Consider the following 13,998-nt stretch of genomic DNA (forward strand, 5'->3'; position numbering starts at 1 on the left):
CGACGGCGCAGCTGCGTCGAGACGAGCGCCCCGAAATTGATTTCGCGGGCAGCGAGCGTGAAGCCGTCGGTTGTTTGGGTTTGATGTTGCGTAGGGCTCCCCGAGGGAGCGACCTGGTGGTCCGTCGAAACGAACCGCCGCGCTGCGGCAATTGTACAACAGTCTTCTATTGTACAGAGGACAACCCAAGAGGATGCGTTGTTTTTCTCGAGGGTAAATCAGTTTTCCAAAGTAGGATCGGCACCATCGCCCACCGGCCGCCAATCTTGTTCCCGCAGCCGTGATCAAGCGCCGCGCGAAGCCGCTTCGCGGGCTGCCAACGCACCTGGCCCGCGCTCTCGATCAGGCGGCGCGATACAGGATCGCGTTGCCTCGCTTGCCGCACGGATCCAGAGCCCCGGTCTGCCGCAAGCAGTAGGCGATCTGTTGAGCTGTCCCGCGAGGGCATTCGATGTGCCCGGCCAACTGGGCGGTGTCGAAGGGATGGGGCAGTTGATCGCTGCCGATCAGGTTCAGCAGGTCGGCTGTCGTCCGCAATTCGTGAGTCGATTCGATGCTCTCGAGCACGTAGTCTTTGGTTCTGTAGTCCTTTCCTCGCCGCCGTCGCTTGCGGCGATCCGGCGGCAACCGCCAGTGCTGGACGTTGACCATCGGGACTTCGATTGTCAGTCGCGGGTGGGGAAAGACGCGAGTGAAATAGATAAGCTCGTCGAAGATCTCCAGCAACGCACCCCGTTTAGGGCTCAACCGACGCCCCAAAACCGGCCCCTCCGCAGTCGCCTGGCGGACGATTCGACGGCGGTTGATGATCGGTTTGACGATCCGGACGTCGTGCCGTTTCAGCAGCGCCTGGATCTTGGGCCGGATTGCACTGAGCGAGGCGAACTGGATCTCGATCAACTCATCGCCGCGGATCGCGTCGATCCGGTAGTCGCCCAGCCGGACCTCGGTATCCGCTTCCGACGCGGCGTACATCGATTTCATCGCTCGGTGCAGCGAGGTCTCCATCGTTCCATCCTTGGATTGAGTCTTACGGTCGCCTTTCGCTCCGCGAAAGTGCGTGGGGCCCGTAACGCACTTTCGCGGAGCGAAAGGCGACCATACGAGCACGAAGCGCAAGCGAGTGATTCCACCCGGCGAATCGAGCGAGTGGTTCCACCCGGCAAATCGGGCTAATGATTCCACACGCAAATCGAGCGATCGGTTATTCGGGTTCGATGCCAAAGTCGCGGATCGTTAGCAGCGTTTCCAGCTTCAACCCACGCTCGGCAAACTTGGCTTCGCCACCGGCTAGGCGGTCGATGATTCCCAGGACGCCGAGCACCTTCAAACCGAAGGCTTCCGCGGCGTCGACTGCCTGCAACGCGCTGCCGCCACTGGTGATCACGTCCTCGACGATATAGACGCTCTGCCCCTCGGCAACCGGCCCTTCGACCTGCCGCCCGGCTCCGTGGCCCTTTGGTTCTTTGCGAACCATAAATCCACGCAGCGGCAATCCCTGCTGGCCGGCTAGCGTGACGATCGACGCGGTGATCGGATCGGCACCGATCGCCATTCCACCGACTGCCGAAATCTGGTTGACGCGGTCGCCCAACATCGCCAGCATCCCCGCCGCGATCTGGTTGGCACCTTGCGGATGCAGCGTGATCTGCCGGCAATCGAGGTAATAAGAAGCGGTTTTCCCACTGGCCAGCGTGAAGGTTCCGGTTTGCAAGGCAAATTCACGCAACAAGGCTTTGAGGGCTTCGCGGTCGTATTCAGCTGACATGGGCTCGTTCTATCAGTTGCGGGGGATCGGGAGTGGTTTCGACGACTCGGCAGCTTAATGCCATTCGCCCATATGCACCACGCCAAATCACCCGCTGCAGCGATTTGACCAACGTTTCCCGCCAGTGGCCAGCCGATTGCATCACCTGGCCGGGCCGTCCAGAGAGCACTCTACGGAGTTGGAATCAGGCGGATTTGGCGGATGTCACAGACGGCTCCTTTGACTTTTTCGATCGCTCGCAAGTCCAGCGAATAATCGCCGGCCGCATCGACTCGGATCGTGCCGATCTGCCGCGGTTTGAAGTTCTGGAAGTGGCCGGTGTCCTCGACGACGAAGCGGACCGTCTTGCCAGCCAACTCGATCGCGACGGTGCTGCCGCCGTGCCCCTTGCCGCAACCCTGCAGCACTTCCACCTGGAACTCCATCGGTTGCGAGACGTGCAATTGCCACTGAGCCCAGTCGTTGGCATCGGCCCAATAACCGACGGTGTTCTTGTGCGGTTGCGGTTCGTATCGCAACAGCTTGCCGTGCGTGGCCGCGTGGTGAGCCGCCAGCGTGAACGAACCGTCCTTCGATTGCAAGATCCGGTGCGGCTGCCGAGCCAACAGGACCGGTTCGAGCGTTTCGAAAACGACAACCTTCCCCTGCGGATCGACATCTTTGGGGAACGTGATATCCCAGGTCTTCGGTTCCGGGCGGAACTTCAGCTTCGTCTGCTCCGGATTCTCTCCCTGCATATATAGACTCTTCATCCGGTTGTTCAATCGCGGAAACGAGATCTTGCGATCCTCCGGCAGCGACTGGACATGCAGCTCCAGCGACGACGGCTTCCAAACGATCTCGCCCCACGATTCCTCGGTCACCGTCGGCGACGGCTCCGCCGGGTCGGCTCCCAGAAGGCAACACGCCGTGATCAGAATGCCCGCCGTCGTCGTGATGCTGCGCAGAAGTGACTTCATCGGTTTGCTCGTTTGCCTGTGGGGGAGGAGAATCGCATGGAACAGCAAAATGCTACTCAGCCCGATCTGCCGACGCAAACCTCCGGCGAAGAAACAGATGAAAGTGGTGCTTCGAATGAAAGAAAATACCAGCACGAAGCGCAAGCGAGTGGATTCGATACTAGCACGAAGCGCAAGCGAGTGATCTTGGCCGCGAACCCGGTAATCGATGGAGTGTGATCACTCGCTTGCGCTTCGTGCTGGTATGGGGTGGGCATTTGTGATCACTCGCTTGCGCTTCGTGCTGGTATTGCAATCGTCGGCCTTGCCGCGGGGGGGCGTGATCGCGGGTTGCAGTTTTGTGCGGGCATTGCCGATGGTCGCCTTTCGCTCCGCGAAAGGACGCGGGCCCTGGCAACGCACTTTCGCGGAGCGAAAGGCGACCATACCAGCACGAAGCGCAAGCGAGTGATTCCACCCAGCGAATTGAGCGAGTGATTCCACCCAGCGAATCGGGCGAGTGATTGGCTTGGGATCACGCGATTAGTGAAATCACTCGCTTGCGAACCACTCGCTTGCGCTTCGTGCTGGTATGGGGTGGGCATTTGTGATCACTCGCTTGCGCTTCGTGCTGGTATTGCAATCGTCGGCCTTGGCGAGGGGGTGCGTGAACGCGGGTTGCAGTTTTGTGCGGGCATTGCCGATGGTCGCCTTTCGCTCCGCGAAAGGACGCGGGCCCTGGCAACACACTTTCGCGGAGCGAAAGGCGACCATGCTAGCACGAAGCGCAAGCGAGTGATTCCACCCGGCGAATCGGGCGAGTGATTCCACCCAGCGAATCGGGCGATCGGTTGGCTTGGGATCACGCGATTAGTGAAATCACTCGCTTGCGAACCACTCGCTTGCAAACCACTCGCTTGCAAACCACTCGCTTGCAAACCACTCGCTTGCAAACCACTCGCTTGCAAACCACTCGCTTGCAAACCACTCGCTTGCGCTTCGTGCTGGTATGGGGGGCATTTGTGATCACTCGCTTGCGCTTCGTGCTGGTATGGGCGGGATGGTATGGGGCGGAGAAGGGGACAGGTCGGTTCTCATTGCCCAGCCGCCTGATTGCTACTATGCTCAACCCTCGATGCACCACCGCTCAACATCCACTCGCCGCCACTCGCACGCTTCTATTTAATAGGAAAGGGAGGTGGCGATGCGCATCGATCTGGTGATTACCGAATTGTTTGTCGGGGGAGCCGAGCGCCAGTTGACTCAGTTGGCGATCGGACTGGCACGGCGAGGCGCCGCGGTGCGAGTGATCTCCTTGGACGCGTTGCCCGAATCGGCCCCGGACGATGCATTGGTCCGCCAACTGCAGGATGCCGGGATCGACGTCCGTTCGCTCGGTTGCCGATCGACGTGGGCGGTTCCGCAAGCGATCGCGCGGCTGAAGCGACTGTTCCGCGACGACCGCCCCGATCTGGTGCAGACCTTCTTATTCCACGCCAACGTCGTCGGCACCTGGGCTGCGGCTCGGGTTGGAATCCCGATCCGCGTCGGCGGCGTGCGAGTCGCTCAACCCAATTCCGCTCGCTTGTGGTTGGAGCGGCAGGCGGCGCGACGGATGCAGGCGATCGTCTGCGTCAGCCAGTCTGTCGAGAAATTTGCCGCCCAGCACCTGGCGACATCGGCGACGACCCTGCTGACGATCCCCAACGGCGTCGACACACAGCGGTTTGCCCAAGCGAAGCCGATCGACTGGGAGACCCTCGGGCTGGATCGCGCCGCCGAGGTGATCTTGTATGTCGGCCGGCTGCATCCCCAAAAGGGAACGGATTGGCTGTTGGAAGCCGCGCCGCGAATCCTGGCTGAAAACCGGCGGGCTGCGCTGGTCCTCGTCGGTTCGGGGCCGTGGCAGCCGCGGGTCGAAGAGGCGCTGGCGAAGCTGCCGGCGGGCCGGGCGGTCCATCTGCCGTTGCAGGCCGATATCGCCCCACTAATGCTCGCCGCCCGTCTGTTGGTGCTGCCGAGCCGTTACGAGGGGATGCCTAATGTGGTGATGGAAGCGATGGCGGCGGGGATGCCGGTGCTAGCTACCGACGCAGAGGGGGTAAGGGAACTGCTGGGAGAGTGGGGTGAGCCGCAGATCGTCAGCTTTGGCGACACCGATTCGCTCTGCGGCCAGCTGTCGCACCTCCTCAACGACGCCTCGCTCGCAGCGCAAGTGTCGCACAGCAATCGACTTAGAGCATCCGCAGAATTTTCGGTCGACGCGATGGTCGATCGCTACTGGGAATTGTACGGCCGGCTCAGCGGAACGTCCTGAACGGCGGGACGGCCGGGGGCGAAAAAAGTTCCCGGTCCCGAAGTGCTTGTCAGGTAATGACCTAAGTTTGCTAGCAACTCTCCAGGTTCGCTGTTTTCTCACGCGATTTGGTTGACCGCAGGGCGGGGATCGGTATTCTGTGGTGGTCACGCATCGCGACGTAAGATCTTCACGGAACCGGTCTTACGCTCGCATTTAAGGGACGAAATCGATTGCAAGACGCGAACATCACCCTGTCGGGAAGAGCATCAGAGATTATGCTAAACGGCAACGGACACACCAAGGATTGGCGGTGGACGAGCGCCGGGCTGTGTAATCACGACCTGCCGCGACAGAAACAAGAACCAATCGCGAATGACGCCTTAGAAGGCACGAATAAATCGACTTGACGAGTCGATCCGAATTCGGGTCCATGGGGTGCCATTTCGCACCACGATCCTCCCTCCGCGAGGAACGCCTTGCATGGATTCGGACATTCGCCGCAGCCAACGGCCACTGGCTGACGGCACGATAGTTCAGATCGACGGGGATTCTTTGAATCACCATCCTCTGGAGTATTGAAGAAAGAGTCCATGGACTGTAGACAGGATGTGTACAGTCGCGATCGCACGGTGAACAACTACGGTTGTCCGCCGTGCAAGTCTTGACCACTCGGGCACATGGACGTGCCCCGGTCAGGCTTGCTTTGCTCTCCTTGCCGCGGCCCGTTCCCATTCCCTTCGCCAACGCATCCCCAGATCTCTCATGCCCGATTCCGATTCTTCGACCAGCATGCACGTGCCGGTTCTCCCTTCGGAAGTCATCGAGGCGTTGGACCTCAGCCCGGGCAAGCGGATTGTCGACGGGACGTTTGGCGGCGGCGGCCACTCGCGGCTGATCCTTCCCGCGATCGCTCCCGGCGGAATGCTGATCGGCCTCGATCGCGACCCGCGAGCGATTCAGCAATACGGTCCGCAGTGGCGCGATTCGCTTCCCGCGATCGAGTCCGACCCGTCGCCTCGGATCGAACTGATCAACGACAGCTACCATCGTCTGCCGCAGCTGATGGAAGAGCTCGAGATCGATGGCGTCGACGGGATTCTGTTAGACCTGGGGCTGTCGAGCGATCAATTAAACGACCCATCGCGCGGCTTCAGCTACCAGACCGATGGCGATTTGGATCTCCGCTTCGATCCGACCTGTGGCGAAGCGGCCAGCGATCTGCTGTTGCGGCTGCCCGAAAAAGAGATCGCCGATCTGATCTATCAGTTTGGCGAAGAGCGTTGCAGTCGCCGGATCGCGCGGCGGATCGTCGAGCGACGCAAAGAGCGGCGGGCGGTCAAGACAGCCGACGAATTGGCATCGCTCGTCCGCAGCTGTGTTCCGCGCGGCAAGAACCACCGCATCGATCCCGCGACGCGAACATTCCAAGCGCTGCGGATCGCCGTCAATCAGGAACTGCGGATCGTCAAACAATCGCTCGAAGACCTCCCCGGTTGCCTCCGCCCCGGCGGCCGCTTGGCAGTCATCAGTTTCCATTCGCTCGAAGACCGGCTGGTCAAACACGCATTTCGCGAAGCGGACGATCTGGAAATCATAACCCGCAAACCGATCCTGGCATCGGACCGCGAAAACGCCGAGAACCCCAGAGCCCGCAGCGCCAAGCTGCGAGTGGCGGTAAAGAGGTAAGCCTCCCGCAGCGCGTCGATGGCACGCTCCCGATCCCGCAGGGATGCCAGAAGGTAGCCGGTGGCCGGAGCGTAGCGAATACCACCGGTATACGACGCCGGAAACGATCGCCGCCCCCGTCGGGGGCGTACAGCGATCTGCGATCCCTTCGGGAGCATCGCGCATCGTGACGCTGCATTCCGGAGGTGCGCCGCTGCGCGACGACCTCCGGCTACCTTCTTTGATCCCTTCGGGGATCGATTGTCGATTCCGCAACGACCGCAGCGCGTCGATGATGCGCTTGTAACGGAACTCCTCGCGGCGAAATTCGTCCAGAGTTTCGGTGTGTGGCTACTTGCCAGAAATCGAAATTCTTGACGGCCTGTTGATTTAATCAGCCGTTTGGGCGTTAGCCCCGGTTTAGCGGTGCTTGAACCGGGGCTAACGCCCAAACGGCTGATTCAAGAAGTTCGCGTGCGATTAAAGCAACAGGCCGTTGTCGACTTCCGCTACGGCCCTGGCGTCATTCGGTCGGTCAGCGAGCAGCTTGGTCGGCAAACCGCCTTCTGCGACGGGGGGATCGTTGGGGTCGTGGGAAAAGCTTGCTTGCGCGGAGCCTCCCCGTTCTGGCACATCAATTGCATTGAGCCCGACAGCGCGATCCACGGCGGAGGTTCTAGACCTCCTGCATCGTTAAGACCAACTCGAGCAGGAAGACTATGGCTAAGAAGAAGGCACAAAAAGCGGCGGCGGAAACGGGGCACTGGGGCGAGGGGGGCGAGTTGCACCAACGGTCGAAGAAGGGGGACCAACCGCTGACGACAAACCAGGGCTTAGTCGTCGCCGACGATCAGAACACGCTGTCGGTTGGGCCGCGTGGGCCGCAATTGCTCGAAGACTTTATCATGCGTGAGAAGATCACGCATTTCGATCACGAACGGATTCCCGAACGCGTTGTGCACGCCCGCGGCTACGCAGCTCATGGTTACTTTCAGGCCTACAAATCTCACGCCAAACTGACCAAGGCAGCTTTCCTACAGGACGCCGAGACGAAGACGCCGGTCTTCTGCCGCTTCTCCACGGTCGCTGGCAGCGCCGGTTCGCCCGACACCGCTCGCGACGTCCGCGGCTTTGCCGTCAAGTTCTACACCAGCGAAGGGAACTACGATCTGGTCGGCAACAACATGCCGGTCTTCTTCATCCAAGATGCAATCAAATTCCCCGACTTGATCCACAGCGTCAAACCAGCACCCGACCGCGACTTCCCGCAAGCCCAATCGGCTCACGACACCTTCTGGGACTTTGTCTCCTTGAATCCCGAAAGCATGCACATGCTGATGTGGGTGATGTCGGACCGGGCGATCCCGCGATCGTTTCGAATGATGGAAGGTTTTGGCGTCCACACGTTTCGGATGATCAATAAGAAAGGGGAATCGCAGTTCGTCAAGTTTCATTGGCGTCCCACGCTGGGAACCTTCTCGGTGATCTGGGACGAGGCGATGAAGATCTCCGGCGCCGATCCCGATTTCCATCGCCGCGATTTCTGGAACGCTATCGAGTCGGGCAACTATCCCGAATGGGAGCTGTCGGTTCAAGTGTTCAGCGAAGATCAGGCGAACGAATTCGATTTCGACGTGCTCGATCCAACCAAACTGATCCCCGAAGAACTGGTTCCGCTGACGCCGTTGGGAAAGATGGTTCTCGATCGAAACGTCGACAACTTCTTTGCCGAGACCGAACAGGTGGCGTTCTGCCCGTCACACGTGGTCCCCGGGATCGATTTCTCCAACGATCCGCTGCTGCAAGGTCGACTGTTCTCCTACCTCGACACGCAACTGTCGCGACTGGGCAGTCCCAACTTTCATCAGATTCCAGTCAACAAGCCGAAGTGTCCGTTTGCCAACTTCCAACGCGATGGGCATATGCAGATGGAGGTGCCGACGGGACGTGTTGCCAACGAGCCAAACAGTCTCGACGATGGCAGTCCTCGCGAAGACGCGATGGCCGGTTTCAACAGCTACCACGCCGCCGAAGCGGGCGAGAAACGGCGGTTGCGTCCGGAGAGTTTCGCCGATCACTATTCGCAAGCTCGACTGTTTTGGATCTCGATGACCGAGCCCGAACAGCGACACATCGTTGGCGGGTTTGCGTTTGAGTTGGGGAAATGCAACGAGTCGAAGATTCGCACTAGGATGCTGGGGCACCTGGCAAACGTCGACCAAAGCCTGAGCGATCGGGTTGCCGAGAAGCTGGGGATGTCGGGGCAAGCCGATACGATCCAGCCGCGGGTGCCGGTCCGCGACGTGCAACCGTCGAAGCCGTTGTCGCAGTATTCGGTCGCCCCCGAATCTTTGCAAGGCAAAAAGATCGGATTGCTGACGACCGACGGGATCGACGCGAAGCTGCTGGACGCAATTGCTACCGCCGCCAAGAAGGAAGGGGCAACGTTGGCGGTGATCGCGCCGACTCGCGGTGCGATCCATACCAGCGACGGCAAGGAACTGGCGACCGACGACTTCCTCGCCGGTGCACCATCGGTGCTGTTCGACTGCGTCATCGTTGCACCGGCGGCAGATCATGCCGAGATGCTGGCTGGCGAAGCGGCAGCGGTGAACTGGGTTCGCGATGCGTTTGCGCATCTGAAAGTCATCGGCTTCACCGACACGGCGACGGGGATCTTTGAGAAAGCTTCCGTCGCTACCGATGCCGATGAAGGTGTGATCTCGATCGATTCGTCAACCTTGAGCGAGTTTATCAAACAGGCGAAGCGACACCGGATCTGGGCCCGCGAACCTCAATTGCGGACGTTGTGACCGTTGGCCCCCAGCGGCCGCGAGGCTGCAGAACGGCAGCCGTCCGTCAGCTTCTCTTTCCCGTTGTCAAACTCTCTGCCGATGCGACATCCACGAACGCCCGACGGTCGCTATTTTGTAGTTCGCGGGCGATTGTGGCGCTGCACCAATCCGCACCTGTCCGAGGTCGAGCGGCAGTTGTTAGTCGATGAATTGATGGCGGCGCGTCGGGAGGTGAAGCGGGCTCGAGAAGCGGCCGACGACGTTGCGTTAAAATCCGCACGCCAGTCGGTCGACAAGGCCAAGCGTGCATTGGGAGAGCGGGGGCCGACGTGGTGGGACGACGACACCGATTTCAATCGCTGTATGATCCGCAACACGCCCTATGCAAACTGGTGGTTGGGAAGGTCGAATGAACTGTGTTGATAGCGGTAACGGGAAGGCTCGTTATGCTTTCGTTTTCCGGGCTTGGCTATTCCCTTTGACAACGAGCGAATCGCCGCTGCGTCATCTCGCACCGACTCCTTTAACTGGGCAGGTCGGCGTTTCATTTTAAGTATCATCTATCGCGCGTTGGCCTTCAGTTCTCTTGGAATTAGGCCGCTATCGCGTGCCAGCTGATTCCCCTAAACACTAAGCCTAAATCGATCTGGACTGTCTGGTTCTCTACCTGATGCACCGCAGAAAATCTGGTACGATCAGTTGGGTTTGCGATCGACAATCGGGGATGGCATTGGGGCCAAACGAACCGTTTGCTACAGCCCGATCGATAGTTGGGCAGCGAGCGGCTGCGGAGACACCGATGTCGCCTCGTGATACGCTGGCTTGGGTGCGTTCTGCGACGGATAAGGACAAAGTTCATGACGGGCGAAAGCAAGATGGCATTCGAAAGAATCAGCACGGGGATCGAAACGCTCGATGAGATATTGCATGGTGGGCTGACCCGCGATCGGTTGTATCTGGTCGAAGGGACTCCGGGGACGGGGAAGACAACGTTTGGACTGCAGTTCCTTCTGGCGGGACGCGATCGTGGCGAGAAGGGAATCTACGTCACACTATCGGAAACAAAAGAAGAACTGATCGGGATCGCGCAGTCGCACGGCTGGTCGCTCGACGGCATCTATATCCACGAACTACTGAATCCCGAAGACGCCGCCGGCCGCGCACAATACACGATGTTCGAACCGTCGGAGGTCGAACTGGGAAGCACCGTTGGAGAGGTGCAGAAACAGGTCGAGGCGATGAAGCCGCAAAGGATCGTGTTTGATTCGCTGTCGGAAATGCGGTTGCTGTCTCAGGGAGCGTTGCGATACCGCCGGCAGATCCTGGCGCTGAAGCAATTTTTTGTCGGCCGCGGCTGCACCACGTTGCTGTTGGACGACAAGGCGACCGGCGGCGAAGACCAACAGCTGCAGAGTCTGGCTCACGGCGTGATTCGACTCGAACAACGACTGACCGACTACGGCAACGAACGCCGTTCGTTGCGAGTGATCAAACACCGCGGGTCCGACTTCATCGGCGGTGCTCACGATGTCCAATTGATGCGCGGCGGGATGCAAGTCTTTCCGCGAGCGACTGTCGACACAAGTCCGTGGTTTGCCGACGGCCGCGTGATCAGCAGCGGCTTGGATTCGTTGGACCAATTGTTGGGTGGCGGTATCACCGAGGGTTCGAGCACACTTTTGTTAGGCCCCGCCGGTGTCGGTAAATCGTCGATGGGTGTGCAGTTCGCGGTGGAAGCGGCCAAGCGTGGCGAGCGGGCGGTGCTGTTCGAATTTGAGGAGAGCGATAACGCGTTGTTGACGCGTTCCGAAGGACTCGGACTGCCGCTGCGAAAATACATCGATGACGGCTCGATCGCCGTTCGGCATCTTCCCGCCGGCGAGATCGCACCCAATGAGTTTGCGATGAAGGTGCGTTCGGAAGTCGCCGAGGATGCTCAGGGGCGAAAGACAACTGTCGTGTTGATCGACAGTCTCAACGGCTATTTGAGTTCGATGCCACACGAAAACTTTCTTGTCGTCCAGCTGCACGACATCTTGAACTATCTTGGCAAGCGAGGGATCGCAACCTTCCTGGTCGTTGCTCAGCATGGCATGATGGGGCACGGGATGGGAACGCCTGTCGACACAAGCTATCTCGCCGACGCGGTGATCCTGTTCCGCTACTTCGAAGCCGCTGGCGAAATTCACCGCGCGATATCGGTCGTCAAGAATCGCACGGCCAATCACGAGCGGACGATTCGTGAATTCGGCTTGAGCGATCAAGGCCTTGTGATCGGCCAACCGTTGACGAATTTTCGCGGCGTGCTGGCCGGAACGCCCGAGTTCATCGGACCTCGCGATGTGCTGTTGGATCCCCGAGAAGCGAGTACCGAATGAATTCCCTGGAACCGTCCAGCGACATCAGCCAACGCGTGGCCATTTTCGCACCGACTCCGCAGGACGCCAAGATATGCAAGCAGATCTTGGACGACGTCCAGATCGAAGCCGATTTCTGTTCGTCCATCGACCAGCTTTGCGATGCGATCGAAGCGGGCGTCGGCGTCGGTTTGGTGGGCGAATATCACCTGGGGCACGTTCAGCTGCAGCGGCTGCACGATGTCCTGTCGCGACAGCCCGAATGGTCCGACTTTCCCGTCTTGGTGCTGTTGGGAACCGAAGAGCTTTCGTCGCAGCGGGTGGAGCAATTGCTCTCGATCGGGAACGTCACGCTGGTTCCCTGCCCGCTGCGGATCGCGGTTTTTGTCAGCAAATTGCGGGCTCGGCTCCGCGATCGACGCCGGCAATACGCGGTTCGGGATCTATTGATCGAACGTCGGCGAGCGGTCGAGGCGGCTGCTGTCGATGCCCGCCGGCTGCGACTGGCGTTGCAAGCTGGCCAGATGGGCGTTTGGGAATGGAGCCAAAAAGAACTCTATTGGTCGCCGACGTTCTACGATCTGTATGGGTTTGAAAAAACGGTTACCCCCGACCCCCAACGATGTTTCGAACGCGTCCACGCCGACGACCGCGACACCTTGGTCTCCCAATGGACCCGTTCGTTGGAACAGGGAACCGAATTGCGGATGGAATTTCGGATCGCGCATCCGCAGCTGGGCCAGCGTTGGTTGTCGGCCATTGGCGAACCGGTGCGATCCAAATCGGGAAGAGTGTTGCGTCATTCGGGGATCATCTGGGACGTCACGCAGCGGCATGAATCGGAAGCCGCGTTGTTGGAAGCGCGCGAACAGGCCGAGAGTGCAAACCGGGCGAAGAGCGAATTTCTGGCGAACATGAGTCACGAGATCCGCACGCCGATGACGGCGATCCTCGGCTACATCGATCTGATCGATGAAAAGGTCGACCACGAAGAGACGCGAGACCACATCGATACGGTTCGCCGGAACGGCAAGTTTTTGCTGGCGATCATCAACGACATCCTCGATCTATCGAAGATCGAAGCTGGCAAGTTCGATCTGGCGGTCGAGCCGTTTTCGCCGAATCGCTTGATCGAAGATGTGCGAAGCATCATGAATGTCCGCGCTACGGAAAATCAGATCGACCTGCATATCAATTATGAGGGACTGGTTCCCGAGACGATCCAGACCGACCCAAAACGGCTGAAACAGATCCTGATCAATCTTGTCGGCAACGCCATCAAGTTCACCGACCGCGGCTCGGTCACGCTTTCGGTCTCTTACGACCCGTCGGCCAAACGAGTCTTGTTTCAGGTTGCCGACACCGGCATTGGGATGACGACGCGCCAGATCAATCGACTGTTCCAACCGTTCAGCCAAGCCGATTCGTCGGTCTCGCGGACCTTTGGTGGCACCGGTTTGGGACTGGCGATATCGCAGCGATTGGCGAGCATCATGGGAGGCGAAATCTCCGTAGAGAGCGAACCGGGCGAAGGGAGTTGTTTTGCCGTATCGATCGATCCCGGGGATCTCACCAACACGCGTCTGGTCCCGCTGCGACCGTTCGAAGACGTGCCGGTGTCGGAGTCGTCCAGCGATGTCTCGCCGCTGACCTGCAGCGTGCTGCTGGTCGACGACCGCCGCGACATTCGCTTCCTTGCTTCGCGTCTGTTATCCAACGCGGGGGCGACGATTACCGAGGCCGAAGATGGCCAGGAAGCTGTCGACAAGATGCAAGAGATGCTCCGCAACGACCGCGTCGTCGACCTAATCCTATTGGACATGCAGATGCCGCGACTCGACGGTTACCGAACCGCCGATCAACTGCGACGGCTTGGCTACAAGGGGCCGATCATCGCACTGACCGCCGACGCGATGCAGGGCGACATGGACCGCTGCATCCAGTGTGGCTGCAACGACTATTTGAGCAAGCCGATCGACAGTGCGCTGCTCTTAGAAAAGGTCCGCAGCTTCGTCGGATCCGAGTTTCGACTCTAGCCTCCATACGCACCGGTTTCTCAACGATCAACGCGGTCGTCCCGAAACCATCTCTTTTGCGATCGTATCACCAAGTGATGCGGCATGCGATGCAAATCGCCGTAAAAACGGGAGCGGCAACCGACCGCCGGTTTGCGGCA

The 13,998-nt window shown here is 59.7% G+C and carries 10 protein-coding genes; 7 read left to right on the forward strand and 3 right to left on the reverse strand.

What is annotated here, in order from left to right; translation table 11 throughout:
• Positions 1-342: 342 nt before the first annotated feature.
• The 3 genes from CA51_RS09450 to CA51_RS09460 all read right to left on the reverse strand — a co-directional run bounded on the left by CA51_RS09450 (position 343) and on the right by CA51_RS09460 (position 2,727).
• On the reverse strand, positions 343-1,008 hold the full coding sequence (locus CA51_RS09450; RefSeq protein WP_145119963.1) for a DUF8091 domain-containing protein: 666 nt from the start codon (positions 1,006-1,008) through the stop codon (positions 343-345).
• A gap of 196 nt (positions 1,009-1,204) precedes the next feature.
• Entirely contained in the window at positions 1,205-1,768 is a 564-nt protein-coding gene (gene pyrE / locus CA51_RS09455) for an orotate phosphoribosyltransferase (protein WP_145119965.1), read from the reverse strand.
• Positions 1,769-1,938: 170 nt separating this feature from the next.
• Complete coding sequence (locus CA51_RS09460) at positions 1,939-2,727, reverse strand: DUF5077 domain-containing protein (protein ID WP_145119967.1); 789 nt, start codon at positions 2,725-2,727, stop codon at positions 1,939-1,941.
• A gap of 36 nt (positions 2,728-2,763) precedes the next feature.
• Between CA51_RS09460 and CA51_RS09465 the strand changes: the two genes are divergently transcribed.
• From CA51_RS09465 to CA51_RS09495, 7 genes are all read left to right on the forward strand, one after another.
• On the forward strand, positions 2,764-2,946 hold the full coding sequence (locus tag CA51_RS09465) for a hypothetical protein (protein WP_145119969.1): 183 nt from the start codon (positions 2,764-2,766) through the stop codon (positions 2,944-2,946).
• Positions 2,947-3,910: 964 nt separating this feature from the next.
• Positions 3,911-5,023, forward strand: a complete 1,113-nt coding sequence (locus tag CA51_RS09470) for a glycosyltransferase (protein WP_145119971.1) — start codon at positions 3,911-3,913, stop codon at positions 5,021-5,023.
• 744 nt (positions 5,024-5,767) lie between these two features.
• On the forward strand, positions 5,768-6,691 hold the full coding sequence (gene rsmH / locus CA51_RS09475; RefSeq protein ID WP_145119973.1) for a 16S rRNA (cytosine(1402)-N(4))-methyltransferase RsmH: 924 nt from the start codon (positions 5,768-5,770) through the stop codon (positions 6,689-6,691).
• Positions 6,692-7,389: 698 nt separating this feature from the next.
• Positions 7,390-9,483 carry a catalase gene (locus tag CA51_RS09480; protein WP_145119975.1) on the forward strand — a complete coding sequence of 698 codons (2,094 nt, stop codon included), beginning with the start codon at positions 7,390-7,392 and terminating at the stop codon, positions 9,481-9,483.
• 81 nt (positions 9,484-9,564) lie between these two features.
• Positions 9,565-9,888 carry a hypothetical protein gene (locus tag CA51_RS09485; RefSeq protein ID WP_145119977.1) on the forward strand — a complete coding sequence of 108 codons (324 nt, stop codon included), beginning with the start codon at positions 9,565-9,567 and terminating at the stop codon, positions 9,886-9,888.
• Between the two features lie 452 nt (positions 9,889-10,340).
• Positions 10,341-11,843 carry an ATPase domain-containing protein gene (locus CA51_RS09490; RefSeq protein WP_231746092.1) on the forward strand — a complete coding sequence of 501 codons (1,503 nt, stop codon included), beginning with the start codon at positions 10,341-10,343 and terminating at the stop codon, positions 11,841-11,843.
• Positions 11,840-13,858 (forward strand): hybrid sensor histidine kinase/response regulator, encoded by a 2,019-nt coding sequence (locus CA51_RS09495; protein ID WP_145119981.1) that lies wholly within the window; start codon positions 11,840-11,842, stop codon positions 13,856-13,858. Before CA51_RS09490 ends, CA51_RS09495 begins: the two co-directional genes overlap by 4 nt.
• Positions 13,859-13,998: the final 140 nt, after the last annotated feature.

Source organism: Rosistilla oblonga (assembly GCF_007751715.1).
In the GTDB taxonomy this organism is placed as follows: domain Bacteria; phylum Planctomycetota; class Planctomycetia; order Pirellulales; family Pirellulaceae; genus Rosistilla; species Rosistilla oblonga.